The sequence below is a fragment of the Formosa bonchosmolovskayae genome (genome assembly GCF_051016085.1).
Classification (GTDB): Bacteria; Bacteroidota; Bacteroidia; order Flavobacteriales; family Flavobacteriaceae; genus Formosa.
Map to the genome: position 1 here is coordinate 2,979,488 of NZ_CP174605.1, position 18,068 is coordinate 2,997,555.

13 protein-coding genes are annotated in these 18,068 nt (G+C 32.8%); 10 read left to right on the forward strand and 3 right to left on the reverse strand.

Annotated elements, in window-relative coordinates; translation table 11 throughout:
- The first annotated feature begins 525 nt into the window (after positions 1 to 525).
- On the forward strand, positions 526 to 2,847 hold the full coding sequence (locus ACKC83_RS12650) for a chondroitinase-B domain-containing protein (protein WP_434035775.1): 2,322 nt from the start codon (positions 526 to 528) through the stop codon (positions 2,845 to 2,847).
- 757 nt (positions 2,848 to 3,604) lie between these two features.
- On the opposite strand, the gene ACKC83_RS12655 is transcribed toward ACKC83_RS12650, so the two are convergent.
- Positions 3,605 to 5,002, reverse strand: coding sequence for a hypothetical protein (locus ACKC83_RS12655; protein WP_434035776.1), 1,398 nt, complete (start codon positions 5,000 to 5,002; stop codon positions 3,605 to 3,607).
- 172 nt (positions 5,003 to 5,174) lie between these two features.
- Between ACKC83_RS12655 and ACKC83_RS12660 the strand changes: the two genes are divergently transcribed.
- From ACKC83_RS12660 to ACKC83_RS12675, 4 genes are all read left to right on the forward strand, one after another.
- Complete coding sequence (locus ACKC83_RS12660; RefSeq protein WP_434035777.1) at positions 5,175 to 5,951, forward strand: universal stress protein; 777 nt, start codon at positions 5,175 to 5,177, stop codon at positions 5,949 to 5,951.
- Between the two features lie 313 nt (positions 5,952 to 6,264).
- Positions 6,265 to 7,764, forward strand: coding sequence for an aminotransferase class V-fold PLP-dependent enzyme (locus ACKC83_RS12665; protein WP_414034229.1), 1,500 nt, complete (start codon positions 6,265 to 6,267; stop codon positions 7,762 to 7,764).
- 168 nt (positions 7,765 to 7,932) lie between these two features.
- Positions 7,933 to 8,910: a bile acid:sodium symporter family protein gene (locus ACKC83_RS12670; RefSeq protein WP_434035778.1), complete on the forward strand. Its 978-nt coding sequence runs from the start codon at positions 7,933 to 7,935 to the stop codon at positions 8,908 to 8,910.
- A 102-nt stretch (positions 8,911 to 9,012) separates the two neighbouring features.
- Positions 9,013 to 9,903 (forward strand): fructose bisphosphate aldolase, encoded by an 891-nt coding sequence (locus ACKC83_RS12675; RefSeq protein WP_434035779.1) that lies wholly within the window; start codon positions 9,013 to 9,015, stop codon positions 9,901 to 9,903.
- Between the two features lie 82 nt (positions 9,904 to 9,985).
- On the opposite strand, the gene ACKC83_RS12680 is transcribed toward ACKC83_RS12675, so the two are convergent.
- The gene (locus ACKC83_RS12680) at positions 9,986 to 10,792 is read right to left on the reverse strand and encodes an EcsC family protein (protein WP_434035780.1); all 807 of its coding nucleotides are present in this window, start codon (positions 10,790 to 10,792) and stop codon (positions 9,986 to 9,988) included.
- 232 nt (positions 10,793 to 11,024) lie between these two features.
- Here ACKC83_RS12680 and ACKC83_RS12685 point away from each other — a divergent pair, with 232 nt between their 5' ends.
- From ACKC83_RS12685 to ACKC83_RS12705, 5 genes are all read left to right on the forward strand, one after another.
- The gene (locus ACKC83_RS12685) at positions 11,025 to 11,612 is read left to right on the forward strand and encodes a hypothetical protein (RefSeq protein WP_414034233.1); all 588 of its coding nucleotides are present in this window, start codon (positions 11,025 to 11,027) and stop codon (positions 11,610 to 11,612) included.
- Between the two features lie 35 nt (positions 11,613 to 11,647).
- A complete protein-coding gene (locus tag ACKC83_RS12690; RefSeq protein ID WP_434035781.1) occupies positions 11,648 to 12,334 on the forward strand; it encodes a hypothetical protein in 687 nt (228 codons plus the stop codon).
- A 79-nt stretch (positions 12,335 to 12,413) separates the two neighbouring features.
- The gene (locus ACKC83_RS12695; protein ID WP_434035782.1) at positions 12,414 to 12,692 is read left to right on the forward strand and encodes a hypothetical protein; all 279 of its coding nucleotides are present in this window, start codon (positions 12,414 to 12,416) and stop codon (positions 12,690 to 12,692) included.
- A 132-nt stretch (positions 12,693 to 12,824) separates the two neighbouring features.
- A complete protein-coding gene (locus ACKC83_RS12700) occupies positions 12,825 to 14,456 on the forward strand; it encodes an ABC-F family ATP-binding cassette domain-containing protein (protein ID WP_434035783.1) in 1,632 nt (543 codons plus the stop codon).
- Positions 14,457 to 14,770: 314 nt separating this feature from the next.
- Positions 14,771 to 17,254: a TonB-dependent receptor domain-containing protein gene (locus ACKC83_RS12705; protein ID WP_434035784.1), complete on the forward strand. Its 2,484-nt coding sequence runs from the start codon at positions 14,771 to 14,773 to the stop codon at positions 17,252 to 17,254.
- Positions 17,255 to 17,363: 109 nt separating this feature from the next.
- Here ACKC83_RS12705 and ACKC83_RS12710 read toward each other — a convergent pair whose 3' ends face one another.
- A complete protein-coding gene (locus ACKC83_RS12710) occupies positions 17,364 to 17,912 on the reverse strand; it encodes a hypothetical protein (RefSeq protein ID WP_434035785.1) in 549 nt (182 codons plus the stop codon).
- Positions 17,913 to 18,068 lie beyond the last annotated feature (156 nt).

An 18,068-nucleotide genomic window follows, 5' to 3' on the forward strand; every position in this document is an offset into this window, starting at 1 on the left:
GTTTATGGACGCATTTATAGCGCCTCTCAAAAAAGAAATTTACTAATACTTGATAAAGAATTTGAATCTATTATGAGCTAACAAACGAGATCTAAAGCACTGTTGTATTATAATTCCGTTTTCAAAATAGAAACTTACAACACCATAATTACGGTGTCTAATTAGAAATATAATAGAAGACTCTGTTTTACAAACGTTCTTAGCTGGTTAATTACAATTTTATTTTTTTATGCGAAGTTAAAAAATATGAGAGGTGCTACATAGCATTAAAGGAGGAATATTTAATCCATGAAAAAAATAAAAGTTCTTAAGAAGTATCTCCTATTAATAATTAGGGTCGGAATATGAACCCGCGATTTATTTTAATATTATCCTCAAAAAACGTGTTAAAAACTTTGTAAATAATAAATTTTCAGAATAAATAAGAGTTATTAATTAACTTTATTTAAATCTACTTGAATAGTAATTATAGAATTTGTATTTTTGGTTCACCAAATTGGTTAACCAATTTAATCTATAAAACAAATGAACGCAATTAAAAGTACGATTTCAATTTTAATCCTTTCCATTTTATTTACAGTTCAAGCTAGCGCTCAAGCTGGGAAGACTATGGTAAATAATGAGAAGGAATTAGACCAAGCAATTAAGTCTGCAAAACCAGGTGACCATATCGTTATGGCTAATGGTATTTGGACAGACCTTATTATTAAATTTAAAGGTGTAGGTACAGAAGCTCATCCTATTGTTTTGGAGGCAGAAACTCCAGGACAAGTATTTATTGAAGGACAATCTAGACTTAGATTATCTGGAGAATATTTAGAAGTTTCTGGATTATACTTCAGAAATGGGTTTACACCTAAAAGCACCATTATCGATTTTAGAACCGATAACGAAAGTGTAGCAAATCACAGTAAAATTACCAATTGTGTTATCGAAGGATTTACTCAACCAGATCGTGAAGAAAAAGACAACTGGGTTCAATTCTACGGAAGACACAACGAATTAAGCAATTGTTACATTGCTGGGAAATCTAATCCTGGACCAACATTAAGAATATACTTAAACGGTAACGAAAACATTAATAATCACCATAAAATTATAAATAACTATTTTGGTGAAAGACCTAGAGCTGGAGGACCTCACGGAGAAACTATACAGTTAGGAGATAGTTATACGTCTATGACGCCTTCATACACTCAGGTGTCTAATAATTTATTTGAAAGATGTAATGGTGAAGTAGAAATAATTTCTAGTAAATCTAACTTTAACGAATTTACAAATAACATCTTTTTTGAAAGTGAAGGTTCTTTAGTGTTACGTCACGGAAACTATGCAAAAGTAGACGGAAACGTATTTATCGGAAACGAAAACTCTACAGCAATTGGAGGTGTTCGTGTTGTAAATACAGGACACTGGGTAACAAATAACTATTTCTACAAAATTATTGGTAGCGATTTTAGAAGTGCCATTGCAGTGATGAACGGAATACCTAAATCACCTTTAAACCGTTACAATCAAGTTACAGATGTGGTCATTGCTTATAACTCATTTATCGATTGTATCTCACCTTTACAATTTAGTGTAGGAAACAATTCTGATAAAAGTGATGTATTACCTGCAACCGAATTACGTTCTGCAAGACCTACGCGTACTATTGTTGCAAACAACTTAATTTATAATCACGATGCAAACGAGACTAAGCCAATTTTTGCTTACGATGAGGTTGATGGTGTAAGTTTTTACAATAATATCTTAAATATTAAAGATGTAAGTGGTATTGATACTAATGGCGGTTTAACACAAGAAGACTTTACAGTAAACAAAGTAAATGATTGGTTCTATACGCCTTCAAAAGCATTCAATGATGTATACAACGGATTCGATTTCGAACAAATATCTGAAGATCTTGTAGGAAACGACAGAACTGACAATAGTGCTATTGGTGCAGTAACATTTCCTTTTGATGATAAAGGTAAAGTTGAAATCAATAAATCACAATACGGACCAAAATGGTTAGACCGTAGCGGTAAGAAAGCAAAGTCTAAAACTATTAAAATAGCAACTGCAGAAGCGCTAGCTAAAGCAGTAAAAGAGGCTAATTCTGGCGATGTTTTAGAATTAAAATCAGGAACATTTAAAGTGTCTGAAACTATGAAAATAGACAAAGACATTACAATTAAATCTACTGGAAAGAAAAAAGTTAAGATTATGTATAGTGGTGCTGCAAATACAGCGTTATTCCAAATGTTACCTAAAGGAAACTTAAATTTAGATAATGTCGCTATCGAAGGATCTAAAACTCAAGATGCATTCGCAACCTTAGAGAAAAACATGTCGACTGTTTATAAGTTGAAAATTAAAAACAGTGAAGTATCTAAATTCTCTAGTGTTTTAAGAACGTATAAAGGATCTTTAGCCGATTCTCTTGTTGTTTCAAATTCAACTATTAAAGATTGTACAAACGGTATTCTATTAGCAGGAGAAGATGATGATAAAGGAGATTACAGTGCAGAATTTGTAACGATTGAAAATTCAACTTTCGATAATGTAGACCAAAACGTCCTAAACTACTATAGAGGTGGTTACGACGAGTCTAGTATTGGTGGTACTTTATTACTAAGAAACAATACATTTAAAAACAGTGGATCTAAAGAGGAAAGTAAAATTTTATTACAAACTCGTGGAATCGTAAACATCGATTTTAAAGGAAACACGTTTAAAGACAATGCGGTTGCTTACATTATAGTGCTTTGGGGAGAAAAAGGACAAGTGTCTGTAAACAATACTATAGATAACTCTGGTGAAGTTAAAACAGAGCAAAATCTAAAAATGAAATTGATGTACTAATTGCTTTAGTAAATCATACTTGTTATACTACTAAAAGAGCTTACGATATGTAAGCTCTTTTTTTTTGTTCCATCTTTTCATTTCTCTGCAGAATCGTATATGTAACAGTGTAAAGATCTTGTTTTTTCAGGGCGTTCCAGCGGAGTCGAGAACAAGCATTGTTTTTATGATTTTTAATCTATTAAAGTAGATTCTCGACTCCGCTCGAATACCGTGTTCGGATAGTTAACATTTAAATTCTAATGTATAGTTTTTTTGTCTTCTCTCTTTAATCGTATATAAAACAGTAAGACGATCTTTTATTTACAGGGCGTTCGAGCGAAGTCGAGAACAGAAATTGATGTTATATAATTTCTAATCTATTAAAGAAGATTCTCGACTCCGCTCGCATACCGTGTTCAGATAGATATCGTTTAAATTTTAATATATAATCATTTTCTCTTGTATCTTTAATCGAATATGAAATAGTAATAGCAACTTATTTACCAAGGCGTTCGAGCGGAGTCGAGAACAAGAATAGTTTTTTTACCATTTTTATTCAAACAGCAATATCCTGTTAATCTACAAGCACCAATATTATCCGTAGTAATGTGACCTAATTTGAAAAGTATATTAGTTTATCCAAGAGCTAGAAGAAAGGCGTTATATGTACTATTTTAAGCCAAGCACTATAAAACAAAAGCGACTTTGAATACTCAAAGTCGCTTTCTAAATACAAGATCTGAATTGAAAACTGAAAAAATCTATTCGGACTTGTTTAATGTAATCTATATTGGTATTGCAACACGCACATATACTTTCTATCTGTTTCTTTATGGGTAATATTTGAAAAAATCGGACGATTTTGAATATCCAAACTCAGTTTAGAATTATGTCCACTCAAGTACCAGTTTAATCCAACACTACCAAATACCATATCCGATTGTAACGCATCAAAACGACTACTTTGCATAACAAGATAAGGCTCTAATTGCCCCCAATCCGTTTCTTTTCCCATTTGCTTAAAGAGGATACCAAAATGCCCGTATATACTTTGGCCAGTTCCCATAGAAGGAAACGAATTTCCGAGACCGTTTACAATATCATTCGTGTTATCAAATCCATATGCCGTGTTATTTACACCTACACTTCTTAAATTATTAGGCCCTAGATCGTAATTAAAGTAACCTACATAAGCACTCGTGGCATCTATAAATGTTGAGGTAACAGGGTGATCCCAATATACATCTGCCGACCATAAATTCATGTCGTGATACAATCTGTTTTCATTATCTATAGAGTATAACGCATCGTGTTGGTATTTTGCACCAATACCAACCGAAAGCAATTTCTTTTTACCTAAATACGTTCCCACAAAGTTGGGTCCGCGATTGTTTTCTTTTTCAAGGAAATCGTACTTAATATAAGTGGTATATTGTATGTTTCTATATGTGTCTGTAAATTGGGAAGCACCAGCTTTTGGCTCTGGCGGATTTGCATCCGTGTAAGCATAACTAAAGGGACGGATAAATACCATACGGTAATTTAGTTTTCCAATATCTCCTAATAGCACTAAACTTAACTCGCGCGTAACATCATCCGAATAGTTTAACGTGGGTTGCGCTATTAATGGTAAATCGGTTTGCATCATTGTCGATGTCGATGGGGCCGCATAACGCGATAAACCATCGTAAGTAGATTTTCCAAAAGCAATAGCAAATGGTTTAGATATATTATATATGCCGTAAAAGTCTAATATTTTTAAGTATGGAAAATCACGATCTTTACCATTAAAATTGTTTTCTCCTAGGTTAAAGGTGACTTTAACTTTGTTACCAAAAGTAAAGCTACTTTGTAATCGTAATCGTCTAACTGCGAGTCCGATATTGTAATCTTTAACATCTCCACCTTCATTTTTGCTACCAGGATTCCATTGGGTGTAAAACGCCCAAGGTTGTATAGTACCACCAAGTTTTACCTTAATCTCAGGATCATTAAATAGCGTATATGTAAATCGCGGTTTTTCAATTTTTGGAATTAAAGAATCTATGTTCTGACTATAATTAATTAATGGGAAGAATAGAAATTTTAATGTCAAAATGGATGTCCATTTTATAGCTTTTAAGCCTTGTAATGGTGGCATCGATTTCTTAGAAATAGATATTTTTTGGGACATTATGAGTAATTTCGGTAGAAATCAAATGGTTTAATCGACTTCGTTAATTTCAGTTTTTTTACTAGTCAAAGTTCGTGTGTAAAAGTTGCTCATACAATGATATATGTCATGTTTAATTGCTCATTTTTTCGTAACTTTAATAGGTTGTAAATCCCTAAATTAGTATAAATAAATGAAAAAGTTGTTTAAAATCTTGGTCCCTTTTGATTTTTCTGATACAGCAAATAATGCGCTAAATTATGTTAAGAATTTTGTAGCAGATGATTTGAATACAGAGATTATTCTAGTATATGTTAATGAAATTGATGATGAGCAGGCCGAGAAAAAGTTGGAAGCTATACGAGAAGAATTTCAAGCGCATTCTAGAAATATTGTTAGAGCTATTGTTAAAAAAGGTTTACTTCAAGCCTCGTTAATAGAAGTTACAAAAGCAGAAAAAATAGACCTGATTTTTATGGGAACGAGTTTAGTTAATAATAAAAAATTAAACACGAATACCTCTTCATTTGTACTTGTTGTAGATTGTCCGATTATTGTTATTCCAAAAGATTACGAAAACTTTAAAATTAAAAAAATAGCTTTAGTTATAGGCGAGGATTTAATTCACGATAGTAAATTGTTAGGCGTTTTATTGCAAGTCGCTAGACGATTTAAAGCTAAAGTGCATGTATTAACGGTTAAACAAGAAGAAGCCGATTACGGGTACACTATTGTAGATGAAAAAAATGAAAATACAATTATGTATTATTTAGAAGATTTTTACTCGCATCATCTGTTTGTTGATGGTCCAGATATTCCAACTAGTATTTTTAAATATGCAGAAGAAAAGGATATTGATCTTATAAGTATATTACCACGTAATCATGCTAAAGGAAAAGTGTCTTCGGAAGGAGCCTTAACTAAAGCCTTATCCGAAGTGTCTAAAACACCTTTACTAGTTATTGATTAGTATCTAAAAAACACATTTTTAATAAAAAATTGAGAAAGACTGTCTGTAATAGGCAGTCTTTTTTTGTTACTTTATTTGGTACAGATTAAAGACCACTACCACTAATATAGGATAGCTTCAATTAATAAAGTGTTTTAAGTCGCTTGTTTTGAAATAATTACTTCTACTGAAGTTTGTTTTTTAAAAGTATATCATATACAAAGGAAAAATAATTTTAGATTCTATCATATAATAGTAAATTTACCCTCGATTATAATAATGTATGGAGTTCAACTCTATACATTTTTATGTGTTAAATGTAACTTAATAAAAAATGAGCAAAGCAACAACTGTAGTAGATAAAAATACTGATTTAGAAACCTATTTTCAATCTTTTAAAACGGGTATTATTGGAGATAATTATACCTTTAAAAGTAGGTTAGGAGAGAAGCAATTATTGTATGCAGATTGGATTGCGAGCGGGCGGTTATATGCACCTATAGAGAAGATAATGCAAGAACAAATCGGACCTATGGTTGCGAACACGCATTCCTTCTCTAGTGAGACAGGAAAAGCATCGACGTATGCTTATAAGCATGCGCGATCTATTATTAAAAAACATGTTAATGCCAATCAAGACGATGTTTTAGTCACATCTAACACCGGAATGACGGGAGTTTTATCTCATTTACAGCGTGTCATGGGATTACGTTTTCCTGATGCCAAACAGAAGAAAAGTCAACTTGCAGAACACGAACGTCCTGTGGTATTTATTTCTCATATGGAGCACCACTCTAATCATGTGCCATGGTTAGAAACCATAGCAGACGTCGTGATTTTAAAATGTAACGATCAGAAATTAATTTGCCCAGAATCTTTAGAGGAGGCTTTGTTAATGTATAAAGATAGAACCACTAAAATAGGTTCTTTTACTGCTTGTTCTAACGTTACTGGAATTATTACGCCGTATTACGATTTAGCTAAAATTATGCATAAACATGGCGGCTATTGTTTTGTCGATTTTGCGGCCTCTGCGCCTTATGTAGAAGTTAATATGCATCCCGAAGATTTAGATGCACATTTAGATGCTATATTCTTTTCTCCACATAAATTCTTGGGCGGACCAGGAACTTGTGGCGTTTTAGTGTTCAATAAAGATTTGTATAAAGCGACTTGTCCCGATGTTCCGGGAGGAGGAAACGTTCAGTGGACAAACCCTTGGGGAGAATATGCTTATTTTCAAGATATTGAGGTTCGTGAAGATGGTGGAACTCCAGGGTTTTTACAAGTTATGCGTACCGCTTTATCTATGCAATTAAAAGATAAAATGAATACGGAAAAGATTGCCGCTCGGGAAGAAGAATTATTAGCCTTTTGTTTTAAAAAATTAAGCGAGATTCCTAATTTATATATTTTAGGAAGTACCGAGGTAAAACGTATTGGTTGTGTATCTTTTGGTATACAGGATGTGCATTATAACTTAATCGTTAGGATTTTAAACGATCGTTTCGGAATTCAAGTGCGTGGTGGTTGGTCTTGTGCGAGTACGTATGGTCATTTTTTATTCGATTACGACGAGAATAAATCCCTAGAAATGGTAGACGATCTTAATTCTAAAAACTTAACAAATAAACCAGGTTGGGTACGTTTATCATTGCACCCTATTACATCTAACAAAGAATTAGAATTCATTTGTGATGCCATAAAACAGGTTGCCGAAAATCATGAAGCATGGAGTAAAGACTATGTATATAATAAAAGCAATAACGAGTTTGAAGATGGAAGTAAAGACACCGAAATCATTCAGAAAGTTCAAGACTGGTTTACAATGTAACTACACGATATAACTTCAATAATGTATTGAAGAAAGCATAATTTAAACTTCATCTGTAACTAAGATGAAGTTTTTTTTTGGTCCTGATTTAACCTTTAAAATAAAAGTGAATAAGAAAAGCATAGAAATACATAAGTTGATTTAAATTTGTAGTCAAAATTGGTATTTATGAAATTTAAATTGGATCGGTTCATTCTCGCTATAATAGCAACTATAATTTTTGCATATTTCTTTCCTCAATGGGGAATAGAAGGGAGTCCTTTTCCTATTTCGACAGTGAGTTCTATAGGTTTCTTTTTAATATTTTTCTTCTACGGATTAAAATTAAGTCCGACACAAATCAAATCCGGATTATACAATTGGAAATTACACGTGTTAGTACAACTGTCTACATTCTTATTATTTCCATTATTAATCCTTATGTTTTATCCGTTTGTTCAAACCGAAGAGCAACATAGTTTTTGGCTGGCCTTATTATTTATGGCGGCTTTGCCATCCACAGTATCGTCGTCTGTAGTTATGGTTTCTATGGCACGTGGGAATGTGCCTGCGGCTATTTTTAATGCTAGTATTTCTGGAATTATAGGGATTTTAATTACACCACTTTGGGTTGGATTATTTATTGAAAAAACGGGTGCAGAGTTCGATTATGGTTCCATTTATATGAACTTGATATTAGGGATTATTTTACCTGTAATATTGGGAATTATGCTTCAAAAATATGGTCACCAATTTGCCATGACATACAGTAAACAACTCACGCTTTTCGATAAATCTGTTATTCTACTTATCATCTATAAAAGTTTCGCCGATTCTTTTTATAACAATATTTTTAATAGTGTAAATTGGTTGGATTTCGCCTTATTGTTTGTAATAGTTCTCGCTATTTTCTTTATCGTGTTCTACATCATCGGGATGATTGCTACGAAGTTAAGATTTAGTATTGAAGATAAGATCACGGCACAATTTTGCGGGACAAAAAAGTCTTTAGTACATGGAACTATTTTTTATAAAATTCTATTTAAAAATGTGGCCGCGTCTAGCTTAATATTACTTCCTCTTATGATTTTTCACGCATCTCAAATATTTATAATCAGTATTATAGCTTCAAAATTAGCGAAGCGCGAAGACCACGTTCTGTCTTAAACTTTAACGCATTTTTAGTTATTATTAGTTGCCAACTGCTTTAACTTTTTGCATCTTTATATTAAGTAATAAACATTTATTTAATACTAAAATATATCGATTATGTATACATTTCAGCAGCAATTAGAACGAATTAAAGATGGCAAAGGTTTTATAGCCGCTTTAGATCAGAGTGGAGGAAGTACACCAAAAGCACTACTTGGTTATGGAGTTGATGAAAATCAATATAAAGACGAAACTGAAATGTTTCAACGCATACATGAAATGCGGTCTCGCGTTATAACAAATAACCATTTTTCTAGCGATAAAATATTAGGCGTTATTCTTTTTGAAAGAACCATGAAAGGATTAATTGGTGAGGAACCTGTGCCTTCCTTTTTATTAAATAGAAAAATTGTTCCCTTCTTAAAAGTAGATAAAGGTTTAGAGGATTTAAATGATGGCGTAAAACTCATGAAGCCAATTCCGAATCTAGAATCTAGATTAAAAGAAGCTAAAGATCTTGGTGTTTTTGGTACTAAAATGCGTTCAGTAATTTACGAAAATAACGCAAAGGGTATTGCTGCCATTGTAAAACAACAATTTGAATTTGGATTACAAATTCTGGCTTGTGGGCTGATTCCTATTTTAGAACCAGAGGTAGATATTCATGCTAAAAACAAAGCAGAAATCGAATCGACTTTAAAGAAAAACATTCGCTTAGAATTAGATAAACTAAGCAAAGATCAACATATCATTTTAAAATTAACATTACCAACGGTTGCAGATTTTTATAAAGACTTGGTAAATCATGCCAAAGTTATGCGCGTGTTTGCGCTTTCAGGAGGTTACGATATTGAAACGGCTAATACCTTATTAGAAAAAAATAAAGGTGTAATAGCGAGTTTTTCAAGAGCACTTTTAAACGATTTAAAACAACAACAAAGTGATGATGAATTTTCTACATCTTTAAATCATGCTATTGATAGTATTTATAAGGCATCAATTACTTAAAACACCAAATCAATTCAGAATGTTATGAACTACTCCAAAATAATGCAGATTAAAATCCATTATTTTGGAGTAGTTTTTGTTTTTAATTGTCTTCGGCAAGTTCTAAAATAGAATTGTAGTAGGTTTTAACCAACTCTTGCCCATAAATGCGTTCTAATCTTCTTACTATAAAATGGCCTTTGGCAACATTTTGAAAGTGATCTATAAATAAAGTGTTAATAATACCGCCTCCAATAGCTCCAATGGCAGGAATTCCTTGTGCTGCAGCTTTTTCAGTAACCATCACGTTAAATCGGGCAGCTATATTTACAATAAACTTTACTAATGCTGGGGCACTTTCCTCAGATATTTTTTTAGTCGCAACAAATCTAGAGGCTTCCGTAATAGAGTTTGCTAATGCGGCACGCACTACAAAATAACCGCTCTCTGCATCATCATCAGAAGGGCTTTCTCCACCTAAAGCAAAGACTTCCATACATGCTAATTTGGTTTCGTTTTCACTTATTAATTCGCCTTGAGATCGAGCAATATCTGCAATAGATCGCAACATAAGCGTTGTAGATATTGGTAATTCAACGGCTAAACCTGCTAGTCCAAAGAATCCTCCCATACCACCAGAAAAGGCAACTCCAACTTTATGCCAAGCATTAGAAGGTCGTTCTACAGGTATATCTTCTAAAGACCAAATGGCGGCTTCCGTAGCTTTGATAAGTGATTTTTGAGTGATTTTTCCAATGTTTTCTTGCCAATTATCGGGAAGAAATTCGATAGCCTTTTCAATTGGCATCCCTATAACATTAGTTATTTTGGCAGCTATACTTGGGTTTTCAAGTAATGTGACTGCAGTAGTTAATTCTTGTATATGTAAATCGCTTAAGGATGTTTCCATAAGTTAGTTTTTATTAATGGTTTGAATTTTAAAATTACAAAATCTATACCAGAGTTATTTTAAAGTTATCTTAAGATGTAAATTTATTCTCATCTTCAAAGCACATAAAAACTAGAGGTCTTATAATGGCGACTAGGTCTAAATATACCCTATTTAGGGTATTTTTTTATAAATATGAAGGACCTACATTTGATTTTACCTTCTTTTGTAAAAACACTAATAATTTTAAATAATGAAAAACACTTTAATTCTGTTAACACTATTACTTCCTATTTTATGCTTCTCTCAAAGAAAAGAAGATATAAACCCTTTTAGATTAGGCGTTAAAGCTGGAGTCCCTGTAGGAATTGGAGTAGAGTTTGAGTATGTCACGCCATTGTTAGGAAATAGAATTGCTCCATTTATAAGTTATGGGATGTTACCGTACGACGATTTAGATTTTAACTATTTTGAAGTAGGGTCTAATATCTATTTTGGTGGTCGCGGAAAAGGCGGATATGTTTCTGCTTCCTATGGTAAATTTAACGGAGAAGTTAGTAATCTAGAAAATACAAATATTGATGGTGAGGACTTTACTAATGGTGTAGCAAAAGAAGAATTAGCTTCCTTTAATGTAAAACTGGGATGGAAATATGGAAAAACACTTTACTTTAAATGGGAACTTGGTTATGCGATCGGAGAATTACCTACAGAAATTGAAGTTACAGGGGATATTAATGGCGTTAGAGAAACTTTTCAAGTGAGTACAGAAGACGTATTAGAATATGTTTCTGGTAAAGGATACCCAATTCTTAATATTGGTATTGGATATGCCTTTTAATTTTTAGAATCAATAAATAACTAAACCAACCTATTATGAAATCAAAATTATTAATAGCATTATTCTTTTTTACATCTGTTACTATGTTGGCAGATACAGTCTTTTATAATGAAATTCCAGGAAGTAAAAAGATAAAACTGAGTTGTACAGAAACGGATGCCGATATTTACATTAATGGTAAATTATTAGGCAAAGGCGCTCTGGATATTAAAGTGCCAGACAAAGGCTGTACACTTGTAGAGGTTAAAAAGACCGGATACTTATCCGAAAAAATCGAGTTCTGTAATAAAAAAGAGTTACCAAAACCGCCAAGTAAATATCAGTTTATCCTGCTTAAAGACGAAGCATTTGATGTGTCAATTCAGTCGGAGTTAGCAAATACCGATGTCACTATAAAAGCATTAAAGGGAAAGGATGATTCGTGGAAGTTACTTAATCAAATTGTGTTGTCTCATTTTGATGTAATAGAAATGAATGATAAAGAAACGGGATATATCCGTACAGCTTGGGTAGTAGATAGTTTTGATAAAAGTGCAATAAGAACCCGTTTTATAGTAAAAGAATCTTCAAGCGATCCTTTAGTTTATAAAGTCAAATTGGTTACAGAACATACAGATCGGCATGAAGATGGTGTGGTGAGCGAAAGGCATTTTAGAGAATGGAGTAGAATTTTAAAGAAATACGAATCTTTAGTCAACGAAATTCAAGCGAGGGTGAAGTAATGTTATTCGTTTTCTGAAATGGAATTAAGAATAAGTATTGTATAGCGCAATGCCCCTAAAGTCATCTAAAATATAAATTATGAATGTAATAAAACCACTGGCATCTGTTTTACTTTTAGTCTTTTTGTGTCTGTCTTGCGATGTAGAAGAGGTAGTGAATAAATTCACGGGAGGAGCCTGTGAAGCGTTAATTGATGATTTGTACGACGAATATGATGATTATATCGTTGAGACCCTAAATACTGAGAGTCTAACTGAGGACGAAAAGACAAATCTGATAGCAGATTATGAGGAAACCCGCGATGAAAAAATTCAAGAAGTAAATGATACTTGTGAAGAAGAAATAGATATTTTTTAAAAAATAACACTATACAAACGTAAAAACACCTTCAAATTCTAGCGAGAATTTGGAGGTGTTTTTTTTGTTTAAATTCATTTGTAAGCATAAAGTGATAAAACTTATCTTTGCCGACTTATAAATATATTTTAAATGATTTCTATAGACTCGATTGCAGTAGAATTTGGAGGAACAACATTATTTAGCGATGTCTCTTTTTCCATAAATGAAAATGATAAAATTGCCCTTATGGGGAAAAACGGAGCAGGTAAATCGACTTTGTTAAAAATTGTTGCAGGGCAGAGTAAACCTACTCGCGGTAATGTGTCTTCACCAAAAAATTACGTCATTTCTTATTTGCCACAGCATTTACTTACCGAAGATAATTGCACGGTTATGGAGGAAGCTTCAAAAGCATTTGCCTCTATCTTTAAAATGAAGAATGAAATAGAAGCTATAAATGAAGAGTTAACCGTACGTACAGATTACGAAAGTGATGCGTATATGAAACTGATTGAAAAAGTTTCGGAATTGAGTGAGAAATTCTATTCTATCGAAGAGATTAATTACGAGGCCGAAGTCGAGAAAATATTAGCTGGACTCGGATTTGTACGTTCAGATTTTAATAGACCCACATCAGAGTTTAGTGGAGGGTGGCGTATGCGAATCGAGCTTGCTAAAATTTTATTACAAAAACCAGATTTAATTCTTTTAGATGAGCCTACCAACCATATGGATATTGAAAGTATTCAGTGGTTGGAAGAGTTTTTAATTACGCAAGCTAAAGCCGTTGTGGTAATTTCGCACGATAGAGCTTTTGTAGATAATATTACAACACGTACTATTGAGGTGACCATGGGACGTATTTACGATTATAAGGCAAAGTATTCTCATTATTTAGAATTACGACAAGACCGTCGTGCGCATCAGCAAAAAGCGTACGAGGAGCAACAAAGAATGATTGCCGATAACCAAGAGTTTATCGACCGTTTTAAAGGTACTTATTCTAAAACTTTACAAGTACAGTCGCGTGTAAAAATGCTTGAAAAACTAACACCTATAGAAGTTGACGAAGTAGATACTGCGGCACTTAAATTAAAGTTTCCTCCTTCACCAAGATCTGGTCAATATCCTGTTGTTGTAAACGAATTATCTAAATCTTATGGCGATCATGTAGTGTTTAATAATGCCAATTTGGTTATTGAACGCGGACAAAAAGTAGCGTTTGTAGGGAAAAATGGTGAGGGAAAATCGACTATGGTTAAGGCTATTATGAATGAGATCGATTTTGAAGGAAGTATGGAATTAGGGCATAATGCCAAAATAGGATATTTTGCTCAAAATCAGGCTTCTTTATTGGATGGCGATTTAACCATTTTTGAAACTATAGATCGCATTGCGGTTGGAGATGTTCGTAACAGAATTAAAGATTTGTTAGGGGCTTTTATGTTTGGTGGAGATATATCTACTAAGAAGGTAAAAGTACTTTCAGGAGGTGAAAAAACACGTTTGGCAATGATTAAATTATTGTTAGAACCTGTAAATGTGTTAATTCTGGATGAGCCTACAAACCATTTAGATATGAAAACCAAAGACATTATAAAAGATGCCTTAAAAGATTTTGACGGTACCTTAATACTGGTGTCACACGATAGGGACTTTTTATCAGGTCTGGCAACAAAGGTTTTTGAGTTTGGAAACAAACGCGTGAAGGAACATTTTGAAGATATTAATGGCTTCTTAAAACTGAAGAAGATGGAAAGTATGCGTGATATAGAAAAATAATCAACGTCTTTACCCTTAAATTTAGATATCAAACACCTTATAGATTTAGTTTTTAAGGTGTTTTTTTGTCTACGTATTATATTTAAGTGACAAATTTGTCAGTTTTCGTAAAGAGGTGTTAATTGGAAAAATACTATTAAAATTTAGTAGGATTCTCCATATTTACGTGTGATTTATTAAAACGATTAAAAACGCAAATTGCTTACAGTCAATGGGTTTTGTGCGGAAATAAAATCGTCATAGTATAATTTTAAAATAAATTATTCGACTGCTATGAATTCATTTATATTTGGTATTCTAAATCAACCAATTTAATGAAGTTTAAAAGTTTTTTTCTAGTCCTTTTAGCTATAGGCCTATGTCAAGATATGTACTCTCAGATTACTGGAGAAGTTATCAATGCTCAAGATAAATCTAGAGTGGATTATGCAACCGTAGCGTTGTTTAAAGTAAAAGATAGTACTTTGGTAACCGGAGTAATTACCGACGAAACAGGGCGTTTTAATATAGCTGATGTTAAAAAGGGAAGCTATTATTTAGAAGCTTCTTTTATAGGTTATGAGAAAACCACGACCGATGCTTTTACAATTTCTAAGCAAAATGAAGCTTTACCTCTAGGAAAAATATATTTAAATGCTAGCTTAGAATTGTTAAACGAAGTTGTTCTTCAAGGGACCACAAGCTCGGTTATTAATAAAGTAGATAGACAAGTATTTTCGACTAAGAATTTTCAAAATGCGTCTGGAGGAAATGGAATAGATGTCTTAAGAAATTTACCGTCGATAAACGTGAATGGGGAAGGAGAAATCGCGCTACGAGGAAGTACTAGTTTTACGCTTTTACTTAACGGAAAACCCATTCAAAGTAGTGCTACTCAAATAATAGGTCAGCTTCCTGCAAATGCTATAGAGCGTGTAGAGGTTATTACGGCGCCGTCTGCAAAATACGATCCGGAAGGAAAAGCAGGAATTTTAAATATTATCACTAAAAAGGGAGCAACTAATGGTGCTTTTACACAGGTGAATTTAAAATTAGGCTTTCCAAGTATAGAAGATTACGATAATGCAGAATCTTCTGGACGTTACGGTGGCGACTTTACTTATAATTTAAGACAAGACAAATGGAATCTATCATTGGGCGCGAGTTACCAGCGTAATGATGTTTCTGGACGTAGAGAAGGCGATGTGTCTACCATTATAAACGATACGTTAACTAGATTTCCTTCGGATGGCGAACGTAGTTTTGACGAGATTAATTATTCGGGACGCGTAAATTTAGATTATACACCAGACGATTCTAATAGTTTTTCACTAGGAGCCTACGCGGGAAAAAGATCTAAAGACAGATTAGCGACCATTTTGTATTACGATAATCATGCGATAACACCGGCAGATGGAGGTGATGCAGATCGTATTTATACTTTTCAATATTTAAACGATAACCTAAGAATTCGTAAAAGTGATTTTGTAGTAGCGAGTTTTGATTATGCTCATGTTTTTGAAAATGAATCTAATTTATCTACTTCATTTTTATACGAATACACCTTTTTGGGAGGGCCAACAACCAATGAAAACTTAGGATATCCAGACACTTCTGAAATTCTGCAAGAAGAATATAACACGAATGATAATCCGTTACATGGAGCTCGATTTCAAATCGATTACAATTTTAAGCCCATGGAGGTTGGTCAGTTAGCAGTTGGATATCAATTCCGAAATTTAGATCATAAAGGAGATTTTGTTTACGAACGCAAAGATTTAAATACAGGCGAATTTGTTTTAATTCCAGAATTTTCCAGTGAAGTAGATTTAACAAGACAAATTAACTCTGGATATGTGCAGTTAGACAAATCTACAGACCAATTCGATTACAGTGTTGGGCTTCGTCTAGAAAGTATGAACAGAGATCTTTATTTAAAAGATAAAGTGGGTGTCGTAGATACCACATATACATACGATTTTGTAAAATTATATCCTTCGGCATCGATACAATATAAAGTAAACGATAATTTAAAACTAAAGACCGCTTATAGTCGTCGGGTGGAGCGTACTACCTCATTTAAAATGAATCCGTTTCCGGAACGCGAACATTCAGAAACCTTAGAACAAGGAGATCCAACTCTAAAACCCGAATTTATAGATCTAGTAGAACTCGGTGTTGTTAAAGCCTTTGAAAGTGGAGCATCATTGTATGGAACATTTTATTATCGCGATGTAAAAAACTTGATAAATCGTGTTAATACGGTATATAATGATACTATTTTAAATAGAATTTACTCTAATGTTGGTTCTGGTAAATCTTTAGGATTAGAATTAGGCTCTGAGTTTAATGTTACCGACAAATGGAGTAATTTTATTGGAGCTAATTTATATAACTTTAGTATAGACGGGGCTTACAACGGAAATCCAATAGATACAAGTAGTTTTGTGTATTCATTAAACGTGAATTCCACTTACGATTTTTCAGACACGGCTTCATTACAGTTTACGTTTAATTATTTATCCGATCGTGTGACTGCGCAAGGTGAAGATTCTGAATTTTATTCACCCAATTTGTCTTTTAAAAAGTCGTTTTTAAACAATCAATTGGTTGCGACCTTGCAGTGGCAAAATATAGATATGGGATTATTAGACACGAACGAACAACGTATTAGTACTTGGCAAGAGGGGTCTTTTTATACCACTACTAATTATGTGTACGAAGTAGATATGGTGTTTCTAAACTTAACATATGCGTTTAATAAACGTAAAAATCAATCTAAATTTATCGAAAGTGAATTTGGAAAACGTGAGTTTTAGCGCTTACAAATAGTTTACTTGTTCATCATATTAAATTGATATTCAATATTATTAATATTAGAAATAAAGAAATAGCCTTACTAAATATTTAGTAAGGCTATTTCTTTATTTAAATTCCAAGGATTTTAGCATCCACGGTAAATACTGTATTAATTTCCATCTCATGATCTTCTGTTAAAACTTCATCTGTTGTCGTCTTAATCTTTAAATAAAAGGAATCTTTAAAAATATATTCTTTTAAATCATCATCAGTGGTTTCTAAATACAATACATTACTATCATTTTCAATTGGACTTGGACTCCAAGCTAATTTTTTATCTTCTAAACCTTCAGACGCAATATAAATTTCTAAGATTTCTAAAAAACTAAAATCTTCAGTACTTGGGTTAGTTAATGTTAACCTAAATTCCTTTAATTTAATATCATCAACTAAACTTTGAGTTGTGTTATTAATACTAAAAGTAGACTCTGTATTTGTATCAAAATCTGGTGTGTTTATTGTAATTGGGAAATTTATAGGAGTTATCGAAGGTATTGTTACGGACCTATTATAAGACACGTCAAATTTTGTAAGCTCGTCTAATGTACTGCAAGACGTAATTAGAATTGCGATTAGAAGGTATAAATAAGGCTGGATTTTAAAGCTTGAATGTTTCATGAGAGGAATATTTAGGGTTGTAAATATAGTGTTATTAATATGAGAAAAAATAAGTCTGTTGTGATCTGGAGTTTTATTAGGAATTCATATCAACATTATCGGTTTTTTAACATGTTGATTTATAGTAAAATAAAATATCATTGTAACTTGATAGCA

Bases quoted from the DNA above. Each gene is read 5' to 3' on its own strand.
- ACKC83_RS12660 (WP_434035777.1), top strand. From the start codon at position 5,175: ATGAAAAAGTTGTTTAAAATCTTGGTCCCTTTTGATTTTTCTGATACA.
- ACKC83_RS12670 (WP_434035778.1), top strand. From the start codon at position 7,933: ATGAAATTTAAATTGGATCGGTTCATTCTCGCTATAATAGCAACTATA.
- ACKC83_RS12700 (WP_434035783.1), top strand. From the start codon at position 12,825: ATGATTTCTATAGACTCGATTGCAGTAGAATTTGGAGGAACAACATTA.
- ACKC83_RS12695 (WP_434035782.1), top strand. From the start codon at position 12,414: ATGAATGTAATAAAACCACTGGCATCTGTTTTACTTTTAGTCTTTTTG.
- ACKC83_RS12710 (WP_434035785.1), bottom strand. From the start codon at position 17,912: ATGAAACATTCAAGCTTTAAAATCCAGCCTTATTTATACCTTCTAATC.
- ACKC83_RS12680 (WP_434035780.1), bottom strand. From the start codon at position 10,792: ATGGAAACATCCTTAAGCGATTTACATATACAAGAATTAACTACTGCA.
- ACKC83_RS12650 (WP_434035775.1), top strand. From the start codon at position 526: ATGAACGCAATTAAAAGTACGATTTCAATTTTAATCCTTTCCATTTTA.
- ACKC83_RS12685 (WP_414034233.1), top strand. From the start codon at position 11,025: ATGAAAAACACTTTAATTCTGTTAACACTATTACTTCCTATTTTATGC.
- ACKC83_RS12675 (WP_434035779.1), top strand. From the start codon at position 9,013: ATGTATACATTTCAGCAGCAATTAGAACGAATTAAAGATGGCAAAGGT.
- ACKC83_RS12665 (WP_414034229.1), top strand. From the start codon at position 6,265: ATGAGCAAAGCAACAACTGTAGTAGATAAAAATACTGATTTAGAAACC.
- ACKC83_RS12705 (WP_434035784.1), top strand. From the start codon at position 14,771: ATGAAGTTTAAAAGTTTTTTTCTAGTCCTTTTAGCTATAGGCCTATGT.
- ACKC83_RS12690 (WP_434035781.1), top strand. From the start codon at position 11,648: ATGAAATCAAAATTATTAATAGCATTATTCTTTTTTACATCTGTTACT.
- ACKC83_RS12655 (WP_434035776.1), bottom strand. From the start codon at position 5,002: ATGTCCCAAAAAATATCTATTTCTAAGAAATCGATGCCACCATTACAA.